Origin of the sequence: Alcaligenes sp. SMD-FA (assembly GCF_025960365.1) — a bacterium.
Taxonomy (GTDB): domain Bacteria; phylum Pseudomonadota; class Gammaproteobacteria; order Burkholderiales; family Burkholderiaceae_B; genus Alcaligenes; species Alcaligenes aquatilis.
Genome location: NZ_CP110108.1, coordinates 499,175 through 518,046, shown reverse-complemented (window position 1 = coordinate 518,046; position 18,872 = coordinate 499,175). Strand labels below are relative to the sequence as shown.

General features: G+C 55.8%; 19 protein-coding genes and 1 pseudogene. 4 read left to right on the top strand and 16 right to left on the bottom strand.

Going from position 1 to position 18,872, the window contains the following annotated elements:
- Positions 1–100 precede the first annotated feature (100 nt).
- Positions 101–742 carry an HD domain-containing protein gene (locus OKX01_RS02335; RefSeq protein WP_094195526.1) on the top strand — a complete coding sequence of 214 codons (642 nt, stop codon included), beginning with the start codon at positions 101–103 and terminating at the stop codon, positions 740–742.
- A 13-nt stretch (positions 743–755) separates the two neighbouring features.
- Here the strand turns inward: OKX01_RS02335 and OKX01_RS02330 are convergent, their stop codons facing one another.
- The 5 genes and pseudogenes from OKX01_RS02330 to OKX01_RS02310 all read right to left on the bottom strand — a co-directional run bounded on the left by OKX01_RS02330 (position 756) and on the right by OKX01_RS02310 (position 3,377).
- The gene (locus tag OKX01_RS02330; RefSeq protein WP_094195525.1) at positions 756–1,130 is read right to left on the bottom strand and encodes a nucleotide pyrophosphohydrolase; all 375 of its coding nucleotides are present in this window, start codon (positions 1,128–1,130) and stop codon (positions 756–758) included.
- A 70-nt stretch (positions 1,131–1,200) separates the two neighbouring features.
- Entirely contained in the window at positions 1,201–1,662 is a 462-nt protein-coding gene (locus tag OKX01_RS02325; protein WP_094195524.1) for a YaiI/YqxD family protein, read from the bottom strand.
- A gap of 3 nt (positions 1,663–1,665) precedes the next feature.
- Complete coding sequence (locus OKX01_RS02320; RefSeq protein ID WP_094195523.1) at positions 1,666–1,932, bottom strand: hypothetical protein; 267 nt, start codon at positions 1,930–1,932, stop codon at positions 1,666–1,668.
- Between the two features lie 360 nt (positions 1,933–2,292).
- Positions 2,293–2,577 (bottom strand): annotated as a pseudogene (locus tag OKX01_RS02315) (peptidylprolyl isomerase); the annotation flags it as partial.
- 98 nt (positions 2,578–2,675) lie between these two features.
- Positions 2,676–3,377: a TerC family protein gene (locus OKX01_RS02310; RefSeq protein ID WP_094195521.1), complete on the bottom strand. Its 702-nt coding sequence runs from the start codon at positions 3,375–3,377 to the stop codon at positions 2,676–2,678.
- 289 nt (positions 3,378–3,666) lie between these two features.
- Here OKX01_RS02310 and OKX01_RS02305 point away from each other — a divergent pair, with 289 nt between their 5' ends.
- Positions 3,667–3,915, top strand: a complete 249-nt coding sequence (locus OKX01_RS02305) for a TonB-dependent receptor (protein ID WP_199827854.1) — start codon at positions 3,667–3,669, stop codon at positions 3,913–3,915.
- Between the two features lie 103 nt (positions 3,916–4,018).
- On the opposite strand, the gene OKX01_RS02300 is transcribed toward OKX01_RS02305, so the two are convergent.
- From OKX01_RS02300 to kynU, 9 genes are all read right to left on the bottom strand, one after another.
- Entirely contained in the window at positions 4,019–4,828 is an 810-nt protein-coding gene (locus OKX01_RS02300; protein WP_094195520.1) for a phosphodiesterase, read from the bottom strand.
- Positions 4,829–4,837: 9 nt separating this feature from the next.
- Positions 4,838–5,680 carry a carbohydrate ABC transporter permease gene (locus OKX01_RS02295; protein ID WP_094195519.1) on the bottom strand — a complete coding sequence of 281 codons (843 nt, stop codon included), beginning with the start codon at positions 5,678–5,680 and terminating at the stop codon, positions 4,838–4,840.
- Complete coding sequence (locus OKX01_RS02290; protein WP_094195518.1) at positions 5,680–6,570, bottom strand: carbohydrate ABC transporter permease; 891 nt, start codon at positions 6,568–6,570, stop codon at positions 5,680–5,682. The genes OKX01_RS02295 and OKX01_RS02290 overlap by 1 nt, the downstream gene beginning before the upstream one ends.
- 12 nt (positions 6,571–6,582) lie before the next feature.
- Complete coding sequence (locus tag OKX01_RS02285; RefSeq protein WP_094195517.1) at positions 6,583–7,845, bottom strand: ABC transporter substrate-binding protein; 1,263 nt, start codon at positions 7,843–7,845, stop codon at positions 6,583–6,585.
- Positions 7,846–7,864: 19 nt separating this feature from the next.
- Positions 7,865–8,959 carry an ABC transporter ATP-binding protein gene (locus OKX01_RS02280; RefSeq protein ID WP_094195516.1) on the bottom strand — a complete coding sequence of 365 codons (1,095 nt, stop codon included), beginning with the start codon at positions 8,957–8,959 and terminating at the stop codon, positions 7,865–7,867.
- Entirely contained in the window at positions 8,956–9,726 is a 771-nt protein-coding gene (locus OKX01_RS02275) for a DeoR/GlpR family DNA-binding transcription regulator (protein WP_094195515.1), read from the bottom strand. The genes OKX01_RS02280 and OKX01_RS02275 overlap by 4 nt, the downstream gene beginning before the upstream one ends.
- Before the next feature lie 165 nt (positions 9,727–9,891).
- Positions 9,892–11,754, bottom strand: coding sequence for an amidohydrolase (locus tag OKX01_RS02270; RefSeq protein ID WP_264672395.1), 1,863 nt, complete (start codon positions 11,752–11,754; stop codon positions 9,892–9,894).
- Between the two features lie 357 nt (positions 11,755–12,111).
- On the bottom strand, positions 12,112–13,485 hold the full coding sequence (locus tag OKX01_RS02265) for an amino acid permease (RefSeq protein WP_230018957.1): 1,374 nt from the start codon (positions 13,483–13,485) through the stop codon (positions 12,112–12,114).
- Positions 13,486–13,520: 35 nt separating this feature from the next.
- The gene (gene kynU, locus OKX01_RS02260) at positions 13,521–14,771 is read right to left on the bottom strand and encodes a kynureninase (RefSeq protein WP_264672860.1); all 1,251 of its coding nucleotides are present in this window, start codon (positions 14,769–14,771) and stop codon (positions 13,521–13,523) included.
- A 143-nt stretch (positions 14,772–14,914) separates the two neighbouring features.
- On the opposite strand from kynU, the gene OKX01_RS02255 reads away from it, so the two are divergent.
- Positions 14,915–15,376, top strand: coding sequence for an Lrp/AsnC family transcriptional regulator (locus tag OKX01_RS02255; protein WP_094195511.1), 462 nt, complete (start codon positions 14,915–14,917; stop codon positions 15,374–15,376).
- Positions 15,377–15,419: 43 nt separating this feature from the next.
- Here the strand turns inward: OKX01_RS02255 and OKX01_RS02250 are convergent, their stop codons facing one another.
- Together OKX01_RS02250 and OKX01_RS02245 are read right to left on the bottom strand one after the other, a co-directional pair.
- Entirely contained in the window at positions 15,420–16,124 is a 705-nt protein-coding gene (locus tag OKX01_RS02250; RefSeq protein ID WP_094195510.1) for a GntR family transcriptional regulator, read from the bottom strand.
- 108 nt (positions 16,125–16,232) lie between these two features.
- Positions 16,233–16,661, bottom strand: coding sequence for a hypothetical protein (locus OKX01_RS02245; protein ID WP_264672394.1), 429 nt, complete (start codon positions 16,659–16,661; stop codon positions 16,233–16,235).
- A gap of 540 nt (positions 16,662–17,201) precedes the next feature.
- Between OKX01_RS02245 and lldP the strand changes: the two genes are divergently transcribed.
- Positions 17,202–18,869, top strand: coding sequence for an L-lactate permease (gene lldP, locus OKX01_RS02240; protein WP_264672393.1), 1,668 nt, complete (start codon positions 17,202–17,204; stop codon positions 18,867–18,869).
- The last annotated feature ends 3 nt before the right edge of the window (positions 18,870–18,872 follow it).

Sequence of the window (18,872 nt, the reverse complement as noted above, 5' to 3'; positions counted from 1 at the left end):
TTCGCTTTAAGGGCTGCCACTGGCGGCCCTTTTTCTTGAGCCTGTCCTGCCCCTGCTGCTTCGCGTTATGCTGTGGCACCATCTACAGCGAACCCTAGCCATGTCCAGCCTGTTCCACCCCTTTGAAGGGCTTGCCGCCCAACTCTTACCCCACAGCAGCACCAGTCACAACGACGGCTCTCACGACCAATCGCACTTGCAACGGGTCTGGAAGAACGTCTGTGCCATTCAGGCCCAAGAAGGCGGGGATCTACGCATTTTGCTGGCCGCAACGGTGCTGCACGATTGCGTTGCAGTGGAGAAAAGCTCGCCTTTGCGCTCTCGTGCATCCACCCTGTCGGCCGAACAAGCGCAGCATATTCTGGGGGCGATGGGCTGGTCCCAGCAAGACTGTGAAGCCGTCGGTCAAGCGATTCAAAGCCACAGTTTTTCAGCGAACATAGCGCCAGCCAGCCTGGAAGCCCGCATCTTGCAGGACGCAGACCGCCTGGATGCCATTGGTGCTTTAGGGATAGCTCGCTGCTTCTACACAGCGGGACGAATGGGATCCAGCTTGTATGAGCCGGAAGATCCACAAGCAGAACATCGCCCTCTGGATGACAAGTGCTACGCGCTGGATCACTTCCCGGCCAAATTATTCAAATTGGCCGAGGGTTTTCAGACAAAGCGTGGGCAAGCAATCGCGCGTGAACGACATGAACGAATGGAGCGGTTTGTAGAGGAAATGCTGGGGGAGCTGTAAGCCCTAGCTTCTTTCACAACTCCGTATATTTCTTGTTCGTCCCCCGCACCTTATCGGCGGGGTATTTCTGGGCGTTTTTCACCAGCTTGTTGGTGACAGCCTCATTCATATCCACCCCCAGAACGAAGGCCAGACGGCTCAGGTAGATCTGCACGTCAGCCAGCTCATCGCGCACGGCTTGGGCGGTTTTCGGATCGTTACCAACCTCGCGGGACTGGTCTTCTGTCAGCCATTGGAAGATTTCAATCAACTCGCCCACTTCGTTGGTCAGGGCCATGGCCAGATTTTTGGGGCTATGGAATTGGTCCCACTCACGCTCGCGCGCAAACTGGGCAACGGCCTCGTTCAGGCCAGTCAAATTCATCAGGGGGCGTTTTGAGTCTGTCATTCGGTACGTCACTTAAAAAATCTCAATCCAGCGACAGACTCACACAAGGGCCGGGGAATGGCAAGTCTGTTTACGATCTCGCCGCCGCTTTCAGGCTCATCATCAGGCGGTCCAGTGCATTGGCAAACTCGCGCCGGTCAGCCTGGCTAAAGGGGGCCGGGCCTCCGATATCCACGCCGGTGCTGCGCAGTTCTTCCATCATGTCGCGCATGGCCAGCCGCTCGCCGATGCTGTTGGCATCCAGACGTTCCCCCCTGGGGGTCAGGACCAGAGCTTTGCGCTCCAATACCTGTGCGGCCAGGGGAATGTCGGCAGTAATCACCAGGTCTCCGACGCTGGCATGCTGGACGATGTAATCGTCTGCCACGTCAAAGCCCCGTGCCACCTGCACCGCCCGCAGCCAGGGCGACGGCGGGGTACGTAACATCTGGTTGGCCACCAAGATCACGTGGCGGCTCCAACGTTGCCCGGCACGGTAAAGAATTTCTTTGATAACCACCGGACAGGCATCGGCATCGACCCAAATCTGCATGGATTACAGGTCCAGGGCTTGGGCCAGCAGGCGGTCAATCACTTCATGGGTCGATACGCCTTGCTCGGCAGCACGAGCCCGCACGGCATCAATAACAGGTTGAGTCAGCTTCACGGGAAAGGACACCAAACCAGCAGCCTGATCCAGGCGACGCTGTTCGCGCCGATCAGTTGCCGCAGAATCACCTGCAAAGCGTTGTGGCGTACCCGCTTTTTTTACATTGCTCAGCAGTTTGACGGCGCTGAGTTTTTCCATATCGGTGCGTTTCATGGGTTTTCTTTATAAGAATGGGCTGGTTCGCTCAAGGTAAGCGAACAATACGGCAACAAGACCGTTAGCCAGTATGGCTGGCATACTGCGCAGCTTGCGGGAAAATGTCCAGGTTTTTTATGTATACACCCTGATAATCAACGTATTAGCTTTCATAAGCAGGCCTGTTTCACCAGGAAAGAGACAAAAAAGCAGCCTCTTTATCGGGTGCCACGTCAGTTTTAAGGGCTACTCAATGCTTGCCAGGCCCGTCAGCCTCAGAAACCGCCAAGCCCGGCTCCTAATCAATAGCCACCAGTTACCAGAGCCCAGCATGCACAAAAAAACCCGCCGAGGCGGGTTTTTATTGGCCTGATCGTATCAGTCCTGACGTGCAGTCACTTCTACCAGGTGGTAGCCGAACTGAGTCTTGACGGGGCCTTGTACAACGCCAACGGGGGCGCTGAACACAACCTGATCGAACTCGGGCACCATTTGGCCACGGCCAAATGTTCCCAGCTCGCCGCCCATGCGGGCCGATGGGCAGCTGGAATTTTCCTTGGCCACCTGAGCAAAGTCAGAACCACCTTCGATAGCGGTTTTCAATTCGTTCGCTTTCTCTTCGGTGCTGACCAGAATGTGGCGTGCGGAGGCTTGTGCCATGGTGTACTCCTTTTTTAGAAAATCGTTTGAGCTTAACCCAGAACCATGCCGGAAGCGAAGCCCCCGGCCCTGGTTCTACACCTGCTGTTTCAATTTCAGGCTTAGGCAGCTTTCTTGCGCTTGGCCGCAGCAATGCCATGACCCAAAACAACAATCAGCAAGGCACCCGCCACTTCCGCAGCCAACTTGACCGTGGTGCTGGGCTCACCGAAGTACTCGATGTATTTAACATCTGTCACCAGCATGCCACCTGCAATCCAACCCAGCAAAGCGGCACCCAATGTCACAACCATAGGGAAACGGTCGATCAGTTTCAGCACCAAGGTGCTGCCCCAGATAATAATAGGCACACTCACGACCAGACCAAAGACAACCAGACCGATCTGATGATCCGGATCGGCAGTTTGAGCCGCACCCGCAATCGCGATCACATTGTCCAGACTCATTACAAAGTCGGCAATAATGATGGTCTTGATGGCTTTCCACAAGGTGGCACCACCCTCAACATTACCGTGACCATCTTCTTCAGGAATCAAGAGCTTGACGCCAATCCAGACCAGCAACAAGGCACCGACCACTTTCAGATAAGGTACGGACAGCAAGGTCAAGGCAAAGGCAATCAGGACAACACGCAAGCCAATCGCACCGGCCGTACCCCACAAAATACCTTTCACGCGTTGTTGGGCAGGCAAATTACGGCAAGCCAATGCAATAACCACGGCGTTATCGCCCCCCAGCAATATATCGATCAAAATGATCTGAAATACTGCCGCCCAACTCATCGTCTGCAAAAACTCCATCATAGGTAAGACCGCCTTTTTATATTGTTTGATTGAACGCTGACGACCATCTTGCAGAACTGTACAACGAAAAAATGACGGGCGTTGTACAAAACAAAAATGGCCTGATCCATTAAGGACACAGGCCATCTCTTTGTGGAGGATGCACCTTGCCCGTTAATGGCAAGGTCTTGCTTGCAACCCTGAGATTGCCCGGGCACCGGGAATACGTGAAAAACACAAATTACCGTGATGACGATGCGCCGGAAAGTAAGCTACTCCCCCTGATAGTTCGCAAGTATAACGATCTTGCGTGAAACAACAAAGCTTTTCGCCGGACATGGCGTTTTTTCGAGGCAAGTTCCGGATCGACGTTGCACGCTCGCGTCACGCTCTGGTCGATCTGATTGGTCGCTACGACTTCAGCAAGCAGTTGACAGCCACCTTGAACATCAACAATCTGTTCAAGCGCAAATATCTGAGCGCACTGGATCAGACCTTCTACACCGGCTACTACGGTGCACCGCGTAATGCCATGCTGAACCTGCGTTATTCCTTCTAAGCAGCACAGGGCCAAATAGCAACAACGGCTCCCGAGCTCTGGCTTGCCGCCAGGCATCGGGAGTCGTGTTCAACAAGGCCACCCTGTTATTGCACAGCCGGGGTCAAAGGCATTTCAAGGCGCTTAAATCGCCCGTGTACGGAAAGCGCAGCTCTTCATAAGCGAAGGGCTGGAAGTGCACAGTCAGACCATCTGCATTGGGTAAGATCACCGCATAGCTGGCCGGCTCAAACGTGGACGTGGCCGCCCCTTCGCGTTCCAGATCCAGCTCATGCTGGTGATTGGTGCCGCTGACCGTCACAAAATGCAGCCCATTCCACACGCCGCTGGCGCAGCGATGCACATGGCCGGAGAACAAATGCACGGGTGCGGGATGCGCTTTCAACACAGGCAAGAGCTCCGGCGCATTGCTCAAACGCAGCCAATCCATGGACGGGTACTGCAGGGCCGGCAAAGGATGGTGCGAAAACAGCATCACCGGCCCACTATGCGCGGCCAGTTCCTGCTGCAACCACTCCAGACGACGTGTACACAAATAGCCGTTGGTGTAGCCATCTTCCAAAGTATCCAGATAAATCAGACGCCAATCCCCCCTGGTGTCGGCATGCTGCACAAAGCCGGGCAAATCGGTTGCGGCCTGTGGAAACACGCTGTGAAACGCGCTGCGGCTGTCGTGGTTGCCCATCAACAAACGCACAGGTGGAATCAAGTCCTGCAGGCCTTCGCGCAGGCGCTCATAAGCACGTGGATGACCGGCATGGGTCAGGTCGCCCGTCAGCACACACAAGTCCGCATCGGCGTGGTGGCGGTTGACGTGTTCCACACAGCGACGCAAGCGATCCAGAGGGTCCGAGCCAAACAACAGGCCATCGGGCGGGGTAATGTGCAGATCCGAAAACTGGATGATCTTCATCAGAATTCCTTAACGAATGCCGGCGCGTAAAAAGGCCTGCATGAACTGCTTTTGAAACAGCAGAAAGCCCAGCAACAGCGGCAAGATAGTCATTAATGTGGCGGCACTGATCAGAGAGATGCTGACACCACTTTCCGGTGCGCCAAACAGGGATAAACCCACTGTCAACGGCCGGGTGTGGTCAGAGCTGCTGATCACCAAGGGCCATAGAAAATTGTTCCAGTGTGTGGACACCGACACCAGGGCATAAGCCAGGTACACAGGCTTGACCAGCGGCACATAAACACGCCAGAGCACACCCAGACGGCTGCATCCTTCCAGACGTGCCGCGTCCTCCAGCTCACGCGGCACTTGTTTGAAAGCCTGACGCAACAAGAACACACCAAAGGCACTGGCCATATAGGGCACACCCATGCCCCAGACCGTGTCCGTCCAGCCCAGCAAGGCCACCATGCGGTAGTTTTCGACAATCAGCACTTCGGGCAGGATGAACAACTGCAAAAGCAGCAGCATGAACAGAAACTGGCTGCCAAAGAAACGAAAGCGGGCAAAGGCGTACGCGGCCAAGGTACACAATACAAATTGACCGACCAGAATGGTCACGACCAGTACGGTGGTGTTGAAGATGTAGCGCAGCCAGGGCGCACGGTCCCAGGCGGCGGCAAAGTTATCCAAAGTCCAGCCTGCGCTCCAGTCAAAACTCAAGGCGGCGGACGGGTCACGAAACGCAGCCCAGCACGCGTACAGCAAGGGAGCAATCCACAGCAGGGCCAAAGCGTGCGCCCCCACTGTGTCCAAAGATGGCAAACGCAGCGGGCGGCCAGGAGCAGTCAAAACGGTGTCCATGTTCATCACTGGTAATGCACGCGTCGTTCAGCGTAGCGGAATTGAAAAATAGCGACGGCGCCCAGCCCCAGCAAGAGCACAACCGTCAGCACGGCGGCGCTAGGCGTATCCATATAGGCAAAAGCGGTTTCCCAAATCCAGTACAGCATCAGCTTGGAAGCATTATTGGGGCCACCTTTGGTCAAGATAAACAGGTGATCAACCAGCTTGACCGAGTTGATCAGCGCATTGATCAAAATGAACAAGGTTGTCGGTGCCAGCAAGGGCAGGAGTACGCGACGGCCATACTGCCAGCGCGTCGCCCCTTCCAGGCGGGCAGCATCACGCAGTTCGGGCGGAATGGTTTGCAAGGCCGCCAGATAAAAGATCATGAAAAAACCGGCCTCTTTCCAGATCGTCACCACCATGACTGCCCCCAAGGCGGTTTGAGGCTGGCCCAACCAATTGGTGGCGCCACCGCCAAACAGCTTGGCAATCTGGTCCAGCAAACCCAGATCCGGCGTGTAGAAAAACAGCCATAGGTTCGCAGCGGCAATCATGGGCAACATGGTGGGCGTGAAATACGCGCAGCGCACCCAGGCCCGCATACTCATGGCCCGGTTGGCCCACAAGGCCATCAACAAGGCTAGTGCCATGGATACCGGGATCACAATGGCGGCGTACCAAAGATTGTTCTTCAAAACCAACCAAAAGGTCGGGTCTGCCAGCATGGCATCGTAGTTATCCATGCCCACAAACTGGGCGGGACGACGAGCCGTACCTTTGCTCAACAGGCTGGACCAGAACGTGTGCAGCGCCGGGATAAAGGCAAACACGCTTAGCAGCACAAACAGCGGCGTCAACAAGAGGTAAGCAAATACCCACTCTTTACGCAGCACACGTAATGGTTCAGCCATTCCTGCACCTGCTTAGTTGAAAGGACGCAGCAGACGGTCTGCGGCAGTCTGGGCTTGATCCAACGCGTCCTTGGGCGTTTTGGCATTGGTCAACACGGCTTGCACGGCATTGGACAGCAGTTCACGAACACGTGCTGTCTCGTAAGTGGCAAACTCGGGCGAGGCCACGGCCAGTTGATCACGGGCGACCAGTGCCTGCGGGAAGGTCTTGGCGTATTCGACCAAGGCCGGCGTTTCATAAGCGGCGGGGCTGACACCCACATAGCCCGTGGCCATGGACCACTTGGCAGCACGCTCGGGGGCCGTCATCCAGCGCACAAAATCCAGAGCCGCTTTTTTCTGCTCGTCGTTAGCGCCCTTGAACAGGTAGAAGTTGCCACCGCCAGTAGGCGAAGCGGCTTTTTCCTTGGCAGGCAGCATGGCAACGCCAAAGTCGAACTTGGCTTCATTCTTGACGGCTGTCAGGTTGCCCGTGGTGTGCCACATCATGGCCGTCTTGCCCTGAACAAAAGCCTGACGCAGCGTGCCCCATTCGATGGTGCCGGTGGGGCTGACTTTGTGCTTGTAGGCCAGGTCATGGAAGAACTGCAAGGCTTCTACCGACTTGGGGTCATTGAAATAGACCTGAGTGCCTTCTTCATTCATCAACTGACGGCCATTTTGCAAGGCCATGGCCTGGAACATCCAGTAGGGGTAGCCGGTCGAGGGGATCATCAAACCGTGGTGCTGATCGTTGGTCAGCTTCTGGGCGGTTTGCACCAACTCGTCCCAGGTTTTAGGTGCTTGATCGGGATTCAGGCCCGCTGCGCGGAACATATCCTTGTTATAGAACATGACGATGGTAGAGCGCTGGAACGGAATGCCCCAGACCTTGCCTTCCAAGGTGCCATTGGCCATCAAGGCAGGATAAAAGCTTTTCAGCCAATCCTGGCTGGAGGCGTCCTGGGCCACATCGCTAAAGGCTTCAACCAGACCTTGTTCGACCAGATCATGGGTGTCCAGTGCGCCCAATACAGACAACTGCACCGGCTCGCCTGCGCGCAGGGCCGACAAGGCGCGCACACGGGTTTCATCGTAGTTGCCGGAGTACACGGCCTTGACCGTAACTTCCGGATTTTGGGCCTGGTAGTCCTTGATCATGCCATCGACCACATCGGTCAATGGACCACCCACGGCAATGGGGTAATACATGGTCAATTCCACCGCGCTATGGGCATTGGCGCCCAGGCTCATCAACAAGGCGCTGGAGGTAGCAAGCAAACAATTCTTCAACATGGGTAGACTCGCAGTACGTTTAGGGAAGAACAGCAACAGGAGCAGCAGTCAGAGCATCCGCAGACGGTGTCGGCAGGCGAGCCCCGCTGTCCTGGTTAAAGTAAAAAGCGTGAACGGGATTCCAGCTCAAACCACAGCGAGCGCCCGCCTGGACGCTGCGGCTGTGCGGCGCGCGCACGATCAGGGTATGGCCGTCATCAAGCTGCACATACACATAGGCATCAGCCCCCTGAAACTCCTGATGCACTACGGTGGCGGCCACATGCTGTTCGCCCGCTTCGTGCAAATTCAGGTTTTCGGGGCGCACGCCCACCAGCACACGATGTGGCTGGTCGTACTGACGACGCGACGGCCACAGTTCCACGGGAACATGGTCGCTGTGAATCATCATCATGGGCGGGCTGCCAATAAAACCGGCGGTAAAAACACTATTGGGCTGGCCGTACAAATCCTGGGCACTGCCCTGCTGCTCGATATTTCCAGCATTGAGCAACACCACGTGATCAGCCATGCCCATGGCTTCGGTCTGGTCGTGAGTAACGTAGACCACGGTCAAACCCAGACGCTGCTGCAAGGAACGGATTTCATGGCGTACGGTATGGCGCAGCTTGGCATCCAGGTTCGAGAGTGGTTCGTCCATCAAACAGATGCGATGACCCGACACGATGCTGCGTGCCAGCGCCACACGTTGCCGCTGTCCGCCCGAGAGCTGACCCGGCTTACGCTCTTCCAGCCCCTCCAGATTGGTCAAGGCCAAGGCTTCGCGCAGACGCTCTTTTTGCTGTTGACGATCGGCACGCCGTACTTGCAGACCGAACAAGATGTTGTCGGCCACATTCAAATGCGGGAACAAGGCGTAGGACTGGAACACCATGCTCAGACCACGCTTGGCAGGCTCCATATAGGTGGCATCCTGACCATTGATCAAGAGACGACCCTGATCGGGTGTTTCCAACCCAGCAATGATGCGCAGCAAAGTGGATTTTCCGCAGCCCGACGGCCCCAGCAAGGCCGTGAACTTGCCTTCCTGAATGGACAGATCCATCTGCTTGAGCACGGCCTGCTCACCCCAGGCTTTGCCTATCCCTTGCAACTCGATAGCGGCGCGACTCATGCCTGCACCTCATCGGCAATCACCACCTGAACGCGCGCCGGAATCTGCTCGCGGTAAGGCTCGGGAATAGGCTGGTCACTGACCAGAATATCGACATCATCCAAAGAGCCGCTACGCACAGGCGCACGACGGCCAAACTTGGTGTGATCCAGCACCAGGATCCGCACCCGGCAATTACCGCGCAGGGCTTTGTGGCAATCGGACTCGGCCATATCAAAGTCCAGCAAGGCACCGTCCGAATCAAAGCCCCCTACCCCGGACACGCCAAAGTCGGCCTTGAAGCTGTTGAACAGGCGCTCGGCACCGGGGCCCAGAATTTCAGGATTGGGTTGACGCAGCTCACCGCCTGTCAGCACCACGCGGTGGCTCATATTGTGAGACAGGGCCAAGGCCGCGCTGATGTTATTGGTGACCACGGTTAAGTCACGATGATCGGCCAGCGCCAAGGCAACTTGTTCAGGAGTGGTGCCAAAACCCAGCAGCAGACTGGCACCGGGAGGAATCAGTTGGGCAACCGCTCGCCCGATACGGGCCTTGGCTTGCAAATGGGTAATGCGTCGCGTCTGAAAAGGCGCATTGCGCTCGACCACGTTCAGCTCGGCACCACCATGACGGCGGCGCACCAGATCGGCTTCATACAAGTGGTTCAGGTCGCGCCGTATGGTCTGAGGCGTCACCCCGAAATGTGCGGCCAAGCCATCGACTGACACGGCCCCTTGGGCGGCCAGCAAATCCACAATAATGCTTTGCCTGACAGATAGGTTCATAACACGGCATCTAGGTTTCGTTTGAATACCCGGCAGTGTAAGAACGCGACGTTACGACTCGGTGACGCTCAGATGAAAGTTTTATGACGCCAAAATGTTCATATGAACATTTTGGCGTCTGAACCGGGCAGCCTGGCTGCCCGGATGTCTTGCCTGCAAACGGCCTTACTCCATACCCTGCAGCAAGGCGCCCATTAACAACTCCGGACCATGACCATGATCCGTCGAGCCCGCCTCATGAGCCTGATGCTGCCACTCATTCAAAAAGCGGGAAATCATCTCTCCAGTCTGTAACTGGCTAAGCCGTTCGCCCTCTGAGGCTACGCCCTGCTCATAGATCAGTTTGCCTCGCTTGATCGTCTGAATGACCTCCAGGGTCGACAACTGCTCGGGATCAACCGCTGTCGGATCCTGAGACAGAACCACAAAGTCCGCCAACTTACCCGGCTCAATCGAGCCTTTCTCCTTTTCCTCAAAATGCTGGTACGCCGGCCAGATCGTCATGGCTTTCAGTGCCGTTGGCACATCCACCCGCTGATCCGGGCCCAGGATGTCTCCGGATCGGGAACGACGCGTGACCGTGGCTGACAACACACGCATCGAATTCGGAAAGGCCACCGGGGCATCATGATGCGAAGAGAACATCAGGCCGTGCTCGCGCACCCAGCCAGTGGGAGAAATATTATCGGCATTGACCGGCCCCACCGTGCGGTCACGGTGCCAGTCCCCCCAGTAAAAGGTGTGCATGGGAAACAAGGACGGAAACACATCCAGCTCGGCAATGGTAGCCACCTGATCCCGACGCAAGAACTGCCCATGAATCAGTACTGCGCGACGGTCCTGCGGGCCGTATTTCTCGCGTGCGGTTTTAATTGCCGCCAGCAGCAGATCTGATGCTCCCTCGCCATTGGAGTGCGTCAGAATCTGTATTCCATTCTTAAACGCCCAATCCACCGATTCAAACACCTGATCAGGCGTTGCGGCCACGTAGCCCCGATAATCGGCACGGTAACCGGCAGGCGGGTTGTAGTAAGGACGATCACGATAGGCGGTAAAGCCTTGTGGCGAGCCATCAATGGTCAACTTGGCACCTGCCACCCGAAATCCGTCGGTGTACTCCCGCGATGCGTTGCGTAGAATAAAATCCCGATCCTGCAAGATATCCACATACGTGGCGACATCAATATCAATCTTGCCGGCCTTGGCTGCCGCTTGCATCAAAGGAACGATGCTGGAGGTTGCCCGCCCTTCCTGCCCGGTTGTATACCCATAGCGTTTGAGCAGATCGGTTCCGGCCACAAACAAAGCCTGAGCCTGCTCTGGCGTGAGCTTGCCCATCTGACTGGCCACCCCGGAGAAAAACGCCATTTCCTCCAGCACCCCATTCGGTTGCTGACTGCCCTCTTCCCGACGGATCACGCCACCCTCCGGATTAGGGGTCTGGGCCGTAATACCCGCCATTTCAAGTGCCTTGCTGTTCAACACCCCAATATGACTGGACTGGTGAATGATGACGATGGGCAATGACTCAGAGACCGCATCCAGATCATGACGGGTGGGATGCCGCTGCTCCGCCAATTGAGCATCGTCGTAGCCAAAACCCAGAATCAGCCCGACTTGCCGGGTCTGGCTTTGTTCATCAAGCCACTGCTTCAGCGTTTCCTGCAAACTCTTGATGTCTTTCACTTGGCCGTCGGGGGCCGCCAACAAATTGGCTGACATGGCTTGCACGCCAATCATGAACGCATGCCCATGCGCATCGACAAAACCCGGCAGCAATGCCTTGCCTTGCAAGTCAATCGTATTCGTCCCGGTGCCTTTGTAAGCCTGCATCGCCTGCAGTGTGCCTACATCCAGAATACGGCCATCTTTGATCGCCACCGCCTCTGCGGTCGGCTGACGATCGTTCATCGTCAGCACCGGCCCCCCCATCCAGATTTGATCAGCGACTTGCGCCGACCAGACCGGTGCACTCAGCAAGACGCTCCCGGCTAGGACATGTACTTTCAATCTGCTTTTGAACGACATGCGCTCCCCTTTTTTGCTTAGCAAAAGTTGTCGATTCTTTTAATTTGCCACAAAAAGCTACATAACGTCCTGCTTTATCTTCACGCAGCGACACATTCGATAGGCATCGAACACCCGCAATAAACTATCTGTTGCCATGACCCAGCCTGAACAAAGTCACCCTAGAAAGCCTCCTCTCCCTCCCTCAAAGCGCAATACGGCCATGCCTTCACAACTGAATCATGAACGTATCAAACTCACGTAAAAAGGCCTGAGCGCGGTGCAATACCGGACTCAGGCCTTCGGACCTTGATATTCAAACGGCCCAAGCTCTTGAGATCAGTTCAACAGCAAGGGGGTATGAAACCAGTACAACCATTAAGGAGTTCGGATCCGTGTCCGCACCATGTAAGCCCCGATCAGGATCAGCAAAAACGGCACTCCAAACAACAGGGTGTAATGGAAGATATCGATGAACCAGGTCGTCACCAAAATCGCCACAATGCCAATCAGACCCAACAAGGTGCCAATCGGATAGGCGGGCATACGAAAGCGTAGTTGCACACCATCCTGAGCCACACGACGGCGAAAGAACAGATGGGTCAGGAAAATCATGCCCCAGGTGAACAAGGCGCCAAACATGGACAAGGCAATCATCACCGGAAAGGCAGTTTCCGGATTGTAGGCATACACCACTGCAGCCACAGCCACACCGCTGGCCGACAAGGCCAGCGCATTCAAAGGCACACCATTGCGAGCCACTTTACCCAGCGCCGCAGGCGCATCACCGGCACGCGACAGGCTGAACATCATGCGGGTCGAAATGTAGAGCATGCTGTTCATGGCCGACAAGGCCGCAATGATCACGATGAAGTTCAAGATGCTGTCGGCATAAGGGATGCCCACGGACTGCATCACCGTAATGAAGGGACTGGTGGTGCCCTCTGCAACCAGCACCTGCCAAGGCACCAGCATCACGATCAGAGACAAGGACAGCAGGTAGAAAATGATCAGGCGCCAGATCGTGGCCTTGAAGGCCTGGCGCACGGCTTGCTCGGGGTTTTCGGCCTCACCCGCCGCCACGGCAATCATCTCGATACTCAGATAACTGAAGATAGAAATAATCACACCCACCCACACCCCATACCAGCCATTGGGCATGAAACCACCCTGGCCGAACAGGTTTTCCTGCACCTGCGCGGGCTTGTAATAACCCGTCAACATGCCGATGGCCAGCACGATGAACGCAATAATCGCAAACACCTTGATCAGGGCAAACCAATACTCCACCGAGCCAAACGCCTTGACGCTGTAAGCATTGACCGCGATCAGCACAGCCGAGAAAAAGACGATCCAGATCCAGGGCGAGACGTCCGGGAACCAGAACTTCATGTAGTCCGCCACCGCCGTTACCTCGGTGCCCACCGCCAGAACAATGCAGGCCCAATAGCTATAGCGCACCAGAAACCCGGCCAGCGGATGAATGTAGAACTCCGCATAGGCCCCAAAGGAACCCGATGTGGGATGTTCCACGGTCATCTCAGCCAGGCAACCCATCAGGACCAGCGCGATAAAGCCGCCAATCACATAGCTCAACACCACACCGGGACCGGCAAAACCAATAGCAAATTTGCTGCCCAGGAACAAGCCGGTACCAATAGCCCCCCCGATCGCAATCATGCTCATTTGACGGGCGCTCAGTTTTTTATGCAGCCCGGCTTCGCGCGATTGAATTTGCTCAAATCGACTCATGTCTCCTCCTTATGATTATTTTTCTGTCGTTGTCATCAAGTCACCTTGGAGCGTGTTTTGTAAGCCGGCTTGTCCCATTCCTTATTCGCAAACACGGCCTTGATGTGTTGCACGGCCTGCCAGATATCCACAAACGACAAATACAAAGGCGTGATTCCAAAGCGCATGACTTCGGGCTCGCGGTAGTCCCCAATCACGCCACGGGCGATCAGGGCCTGGATGGCGGCATAGCCTTGCTCGTGCGCAAAGCTGACATGGCTGCCACGGTAGTGATGATCGCGTGGGGTCACCAGACGCAGGCCAAACTCGGCACATTCCTGCTCCACCAGAGCGATGAACAAGTCTGTCAGGGCCAGGGATTTACGGCGCACGGCTTGTAAATCGGTTTGCAGGAACACATCCACACCACAAGCGACCAGGCTCAAGGACACAATGGGCTGAGTCCCGCACAAAAAACGCTCAATACCATTGGCCGCTTCGTACGAAGGGCTCATCGCAAAGGGGTGCTTATGTCCCCACCAGCCAGACAGAGGCTGGCTGATCTGGCTCATCAGCTCAGGGTTCACCCACAGCAGGGCCGGTGCGCCCGGACCGGCATTCAGGTACTTGTAGGTGCAGCCAATGGCAAAGTCCGAACCGCTGTCTTTAAGCTCGATCGGCAAGGCGCCCGCAGAGTGGCACAAGTCCCAGATCACCAGACCCTGGTGCTCGTGCACCAGCCGGTTGGTCGCCTGCATATCGTGCAGGTAACCCGTGCGGTAGTTCACGTGGGACAGCACGACCACGGCTGTTTCAGCATTGACCGCGGCTTGCAGCTCTGCCGGCTCATCAATCAGCTCCAGCCTATAGTCATTACCAAAAAAGGCGTTAAACCCTTCAATAATGTACAGATCGGTAGGGAAAGAGTCGCGCTCGGCCAGAATCACTTTCTTTTCCGGATGGCGTTCTTTTTGCAAATTGACGGCGGCAGCCAGCACCTTGAACAGGTTCACGGAGGTGCTATCGCTCACGATGGTTTCGCCTTGACCGGCACCAATCAGGGGCGACATCTGGTCGCCCAGACGCACCGGCAAGGTCCACCAGCCTGCCTTGTTCCAGCTATTGATCAGGTCGGTGCGCCATTCCTGGCCAATCACTTCCTGGGCGCGCTCCATGGCATGCCGGGGCATGGCCCCCAGGGAGTTTCCATCCAAATAAATCGTATTGGGCGGCAGGTCAAATTTGGCCTTAAAGGCAGCCAGCTCATCGGCTTGATCCCACTGCTCACATTGCGGCAAAGTAATCATGTTCATGCTCCTCGATTCTGCTTTTTACGTCATTTAGTCTAGCATCGAGGCTCTGGCGAATTATTCCAAATCAATCAGGATTATGCTTAAATCTGGAAGAAAATTCGATTCTAAAAACACATAAACATAGATAATTCTAAAACATGAGACTAGACGAGACAGACTTGAAAATCCTGCGCCTTTTGCAGGGCAACGGCAGGCTTAGTAACCAGGAGCTGGCTGACCTGATCGCCCTTTCTCCGTCCTCCTGCCATCGGCGGGTAAAGATTCTGGAGCAAGAGGGCTTGATCGAGAGCTACAGCGCCAATCTCAGTGCGAGCAAGCTGGGTTTTGCCATTGAGGCCTTTGTGGAAGTCAATATTGCGCAGCTCAACGAGAGCGAACATCAGTACCTGAGCAAGGCATTAGCCAACATGGATGAAGTGCTGCATGCCTACATCGTGACCGGGCAGGCGAACTACATGCTGCACATCCGCACGCGCAACTTCGAGACCTTCTCTAATTTTGTGGTCCACAAGCTCAACACGCTGCGCGGCGTCACCAAAATCCATTCACAGATTGTGCTGTCTTGCATCAAGGCCAAAGGGCAGCATTTGCCTGTGTAAACCGCAGTACCGACAAGGTCTGGGTTGGCACCAGCACCGGATTTCAGATGTAGTTCAATTTGAAGCGTCGTTTGAAATGCTCGCTGCGCCACCAGCCCTTGCCACTTTGCACCGGCTTGCCATCGGTATCGAACAAGTCGATACGCTGCACGATCACGGCTTGGTTTTCCTTGATCCACAACTGCTTGGCCATCTCCGCCGACGCATTGGCCATACTGATCTCCTCTTGGGCATGCTGGATGGGCACAGCCAGCACGCAGGTCAACATCTCCACCATGGTGCGTGTTTCCAGTTCCTGCACCGGGATGCGTTCGCCGATCGAGCGCAGCAAGTAGTTTTCCGCCCAATACAGAGGAACAGCCGACTTGTAGCGCACCGCCTGCAGCTTGTAGACCGGTTCATCGGACGCAAAGAACTCGGCAATCTCGGCAGGGGGGGCCACCAAGGACCAGTTGGCAATACGGGTGGTAGTGTCTTTGCCCAGTTGCACCAGATCATTGATGGAGCCTAACTCCCAGGAGCCCGTCTGTTTGCGCTCCAGCACAAAAGTGCCACGGCTGGCAAAGCGTTCAATCAAACCGTTGCGCGTCAGTATCGCCAGACCTTGGCGAACCGTAATTCGGCTGACGCCAAACATTTCGCCCAACTCCGCTTCGGTCGGCAAGCGGTCCCCCGGTTTCAGACGACCGTTCTGGATATAACGGGTCAGCTTGTCGGCAAGCTGTTCATAAAGTGGCTTTGTACTCACTGTCTGATCTCGTTCTTATAGATGGCAAGGCGCTGCTGCTTGGCATCCCGATGCACTGCGTTCAGCAAGCATCAGGCCCGTTGCTTGGCGGCCCGCAAGCAACATCGTTTACGCCCGCTCCAAGAGTCCCTTGATCAAGAACATTTCAGCCTCATGCACACAAGAGATTTGCTCCCACGCGGCATCGCCCTGCGTTGCCAGCCTCCAGGTCAACAGGCTCACCACACATTTGTCCGCGCCCAGTTTAAGGACCTCTCCCGGAATCACACGCGACATGTTCCGAAACTGCATGCTTTCCTTGCTGGTGCCGACGTCGTAATCAACCTGGAAACGCTCGGTATCTACATTCAGACGCACATACGTGTCCTGACCGTTAAAGACCGATGTGCCCTTGAACAGGCCCGGCTCCACCTCAGTGCGATTGGCACTGCCCCAGGCCCACTGACCTTGCTGGATGCCATCGGACATGATGGCAAACGCGATTGGCGCGGACCGCTCAACCAGGATGCTGCTGGAATGACAATGTGGATCTTTCATTTACTGTCTCCTGTGGTGTTTGACTATTGTTATGACAATACAGGCATTGTCATGCCAATACTGACGTGAAGCCAGACGGGAAAACACGTAGGTACTCACTCACTCGTCCTGGGTAGCCCAAAAAACCACTAACTTTCCCGAAGGACAATCAGCGGTTGTAGAAGCAGGCGACACCTCAGGTCGGCAGAAGAACACCATCTGGCGCCCCAATTAATTGGGCGACACCCATTTCTGGGTAACGGCATGCAGCCCCCATGCAAGCGCAGGACAGGATATTGCTCTGCGATCAAGCCCAGCAAAGGCATTAACTCGGCAGGTTTCCCTGACTTACCCTCATTAATTGGTCAGACCATTTAAAAAAGAAAAAACCAATTAGTCTTAAATTATTAGGGTAAACACTGAGATTCAAGCCAATAAACCCGTGGATACAATGCGCTCTACCCTTGACGATCTCAAGAAATGGTCAGACCAATCTACTGACCTTCAGGTTCGCTTGCGTTACAAGCGCCTCCCCTTTGCTCCTGCGGAGATAGAACAAACATGCAACAAGCGTGGCTGCAGCAATACGATCCCACCGGCAATATCTGGCTGTCGGCACTGATCGCCCTTATTCCAATCATCTTTTTTTTCCTGGCCCTGACCAAGTTGCGCATGAAGGGCTATCTGGCGGGCACGATTACGGTGCTGCTGGCTCTGGGCGTTGCCCTGTTCTTCTACCGCATGCCGGTTTCTGCGGCGCTGGCCTCGGTGGTCTATGGCTTTTTCTATGGTCTGTGGCCCATTGCCTGGATCATTGTGGCCGCCGTTTTCCTGTACAAGATCTCGGTCAAGACTGGCCAATTCGACGTGATTCGTGCCTCCATCCTGTCCGTCACACCTGACCAGCGTCTACAGCTGATTCTGGTCGGTTTTTGCTTTGGCGCGTTCCTGGAAGGGGCGGCCGGTTTTGGTGCACCCGTTGCCATCACCGCGGCCTTGCTGGCAGGTTTGGGTTTCCGCCCCTTGTACGCTGCCGGTCTGTGCCTGATTGCGAACACCGCTCCGGTTGCCTTCGGTGCCATGGGTATTCCTATCATTGTGGCCGGTCAGGTATCGGGTATTGATCCCTTTGAAATCGGCCAGATGGCCGGTCGCCAGCTACCTTTCATGACTATCATCGTGCTGTTCTGGCTGATGGCCATCATGGACGGCTGGCGCGGCATCAAGGAAACCTGGCCTGCGGTGCTGGTCGGTGGTGGCTCCTTTGCGATTGTGCAGTTCCTGACGGCCAACTACATTGGCCCCGAACTGCCGGACATTACCTCGGCCCTGGTTTCCCTGGTCGTGCTGACCTTGTTCCTGAAAGTGTGGCAACCCAAACGCATCTTCCGTTTTGAGACACAAGACGGCACGGCCCCCCAGAACAAGACTGCCGAACAGGCCCCTGCAGCACTGACCACAGGCCGCATCCTCAAAGCCTGGTCGCCCTTCATCATCCTGACTGCCATGGTCACGATCTGGAGTGTGCAGCCCTTCAAAGTGCTGTTTGCCGCCAACGGCCCGCTGGCTTCGACCATCGTGAACATTCCCGTGCCCTTCCTGCACAATCTGGTCGAAAAAGCACCACCCGTGGTCGCCTCGGCCACACCCTATGGCGCGGTCTACGCCTTTAACTGGTTGTCTGCGACCGGCACGGCCATTTTGCTTGCCGCCTTGCTCACGATTATCTTCTTGCGCATGAAGCCCGCAAAAGCGGTCGAGACCTTGGGTGAAACCTTCAAGGAGCTGGCTGTACCTATCTATTCGATCGGTATGGTGCTGGCCTTCGCCTTTATCGCCAACTACTCGGGCCTGTCTGCCACCCTGGCACTGGCCCTGGCCCACACGGGCAAAGCCTTCACCTTCTTCTCGCCGTTTCTGGGCTGGATCGGTGTATTCCTGACCGGTTCCGACACGTCTGCCAACGCCTTGTTTGGTGCTTTGCAGGCAACCACGGCGCAGCAGTTGGGCCTACCTGAAGTGCTGATGGTGGCCGCCAATACCACTGGGGGCGTCACCGGCAAGATGATTTCGCCCCAATCCATTGCCATTGCCTGCGCCGCCGTGGGACTGGCTGGTAAAGAATCCGATCTGTTCCGTTTTACCGTCAAGCACAGCCTGGTCTTTGCTGTCCTTGTCGGCCTGCTGACGACCTTGCAAGCCTATGTGTTACCTTGGATGATCCCCTAAGGG

Excerpts from the sequence above, each read along its gene's own strand:
- OKX01_RS02310 (WP_094195521.1), bottom strand. The coding sequence starts at position 3,377 with ATGATGGAGTTTTTGCAGACGATGAGTTGGGCGGCAGTATTTCAGATC.
- OKX01_RS02255 (WP_094195511.1), top strand. The coding sequence starts at position 14,915 with ATGAGACTAGACGAGACAGACTTGAAAATCCTGCGCCTTTTGCAGGGC.
- OKX01_RS02275 (WP_094195515.1), bottom strand. The coding sequence starts at position 9,726 with ATGAACCTATCTGTCAGGCAAAGCATTATTGTGGATTTGCTGGCCGCC.
- kynU (WP_264672860.1), bottom strand. The coding sequence starts at position 14,771 with ATGATTACTTTGCCGCAATGTGAGCAGTGGGATCAAGCCGATGAGCTG.
- OKX01_RS02295 (WP_094195519.1), bottom strand. The coding sequence starts at position 5,680 with ATGAACATGGACACCGTTTTGACTGCTCCTGGCCGCCCGCTGCGTTTG.
- lldP (WP_264672393.1), top strand. The coding sequence starts at position 17,202 with ATGCAACAAGCGTGGCTGCAGCAATACGATCCCACCGGCAATATCTGG.
- OKX01_RS02320 (WP_094195523.1), bottom strand. The coding sequence starts at position 1,932 with ATGAAACGCACCGATATGGAAAAACTCAGCGCCGTCAAACTGCTGAGC.
- OKX01_RS02330 (WP_094195525.1), bottom strand. The coding sequence starts at position 1,130 with ATGACAGACTCAAAACGCCCCCTGATGAATTTGACTGGCCTGAACGAG.
- OKX01_RS02280 (WP_094195516.1), bottom strand. The coding sequence starts at position 8,959 with ATGAGTCGCGCCGCTATCGAGTTGCAAGGGATAGGCAAAGCCTGGGGT.
- OKX01_RS02290 (WP_094195518.1), bottom strand. The coding sequence starts at position 6,570 with ATGGCTGAACCATTACGTGTGCTGCGTAAAGAGTGGGTATTTGCTTAC.
- OKX01_RS02270 (WP_264672395.1), bottom strand. The coding sequence starts at position 11,754 with ATGTCGTTCAAAAGCAGATTGAAAGTACATGTCCTAGCCGGGAGCGTC.
- OKX01_RS02265 (WP_230018957.1), bottom strand. The coding sequence starts at position 13,485 with ATGAGTCGATTTGAGCAAATTCAATCGCGCGAAGCCGGGCTGCATAAA.
- OKX01_RS02335 (WP_094195526.1), top strand. The coding sequence starts at position 101 with ATGTCCAGCCTGTTCCACCCCTTTGAAGGGCTTGCCGCCCAACTCTTA.
- OKX01_RS02300 (WP_094195520.1), bottom strand. The coding sequence starts at position 4,828 with ATGAAGATCATCCAGTTTTCGGATCTGCACATTACCCCGCCCGATGGC.
- OKX01_RS02245 (WP_264672394.1), bottom strand. The coding sequence starts at position 16,661 with ATGAAAGATCCACATTGTCATTCCAGCAGCATCCTGGTTGAGCGGTCC.
- OKX01_RS02325 (WP_094195524.1), bottom strand. The coding sequence starts at position 1,662 with ATGCAGATTTGGGTCGATGCCGATGCCTGTCCGGTGGTTATCAAAGAA.
- OKX01_RS02285 (WP_094195517.1), bottom strand. The coding sequence starts at position 7,845 with ATGTTGAAGAATTGTTTGCTTGCTACCTCCAGCGCCTTGTTGATGAGC.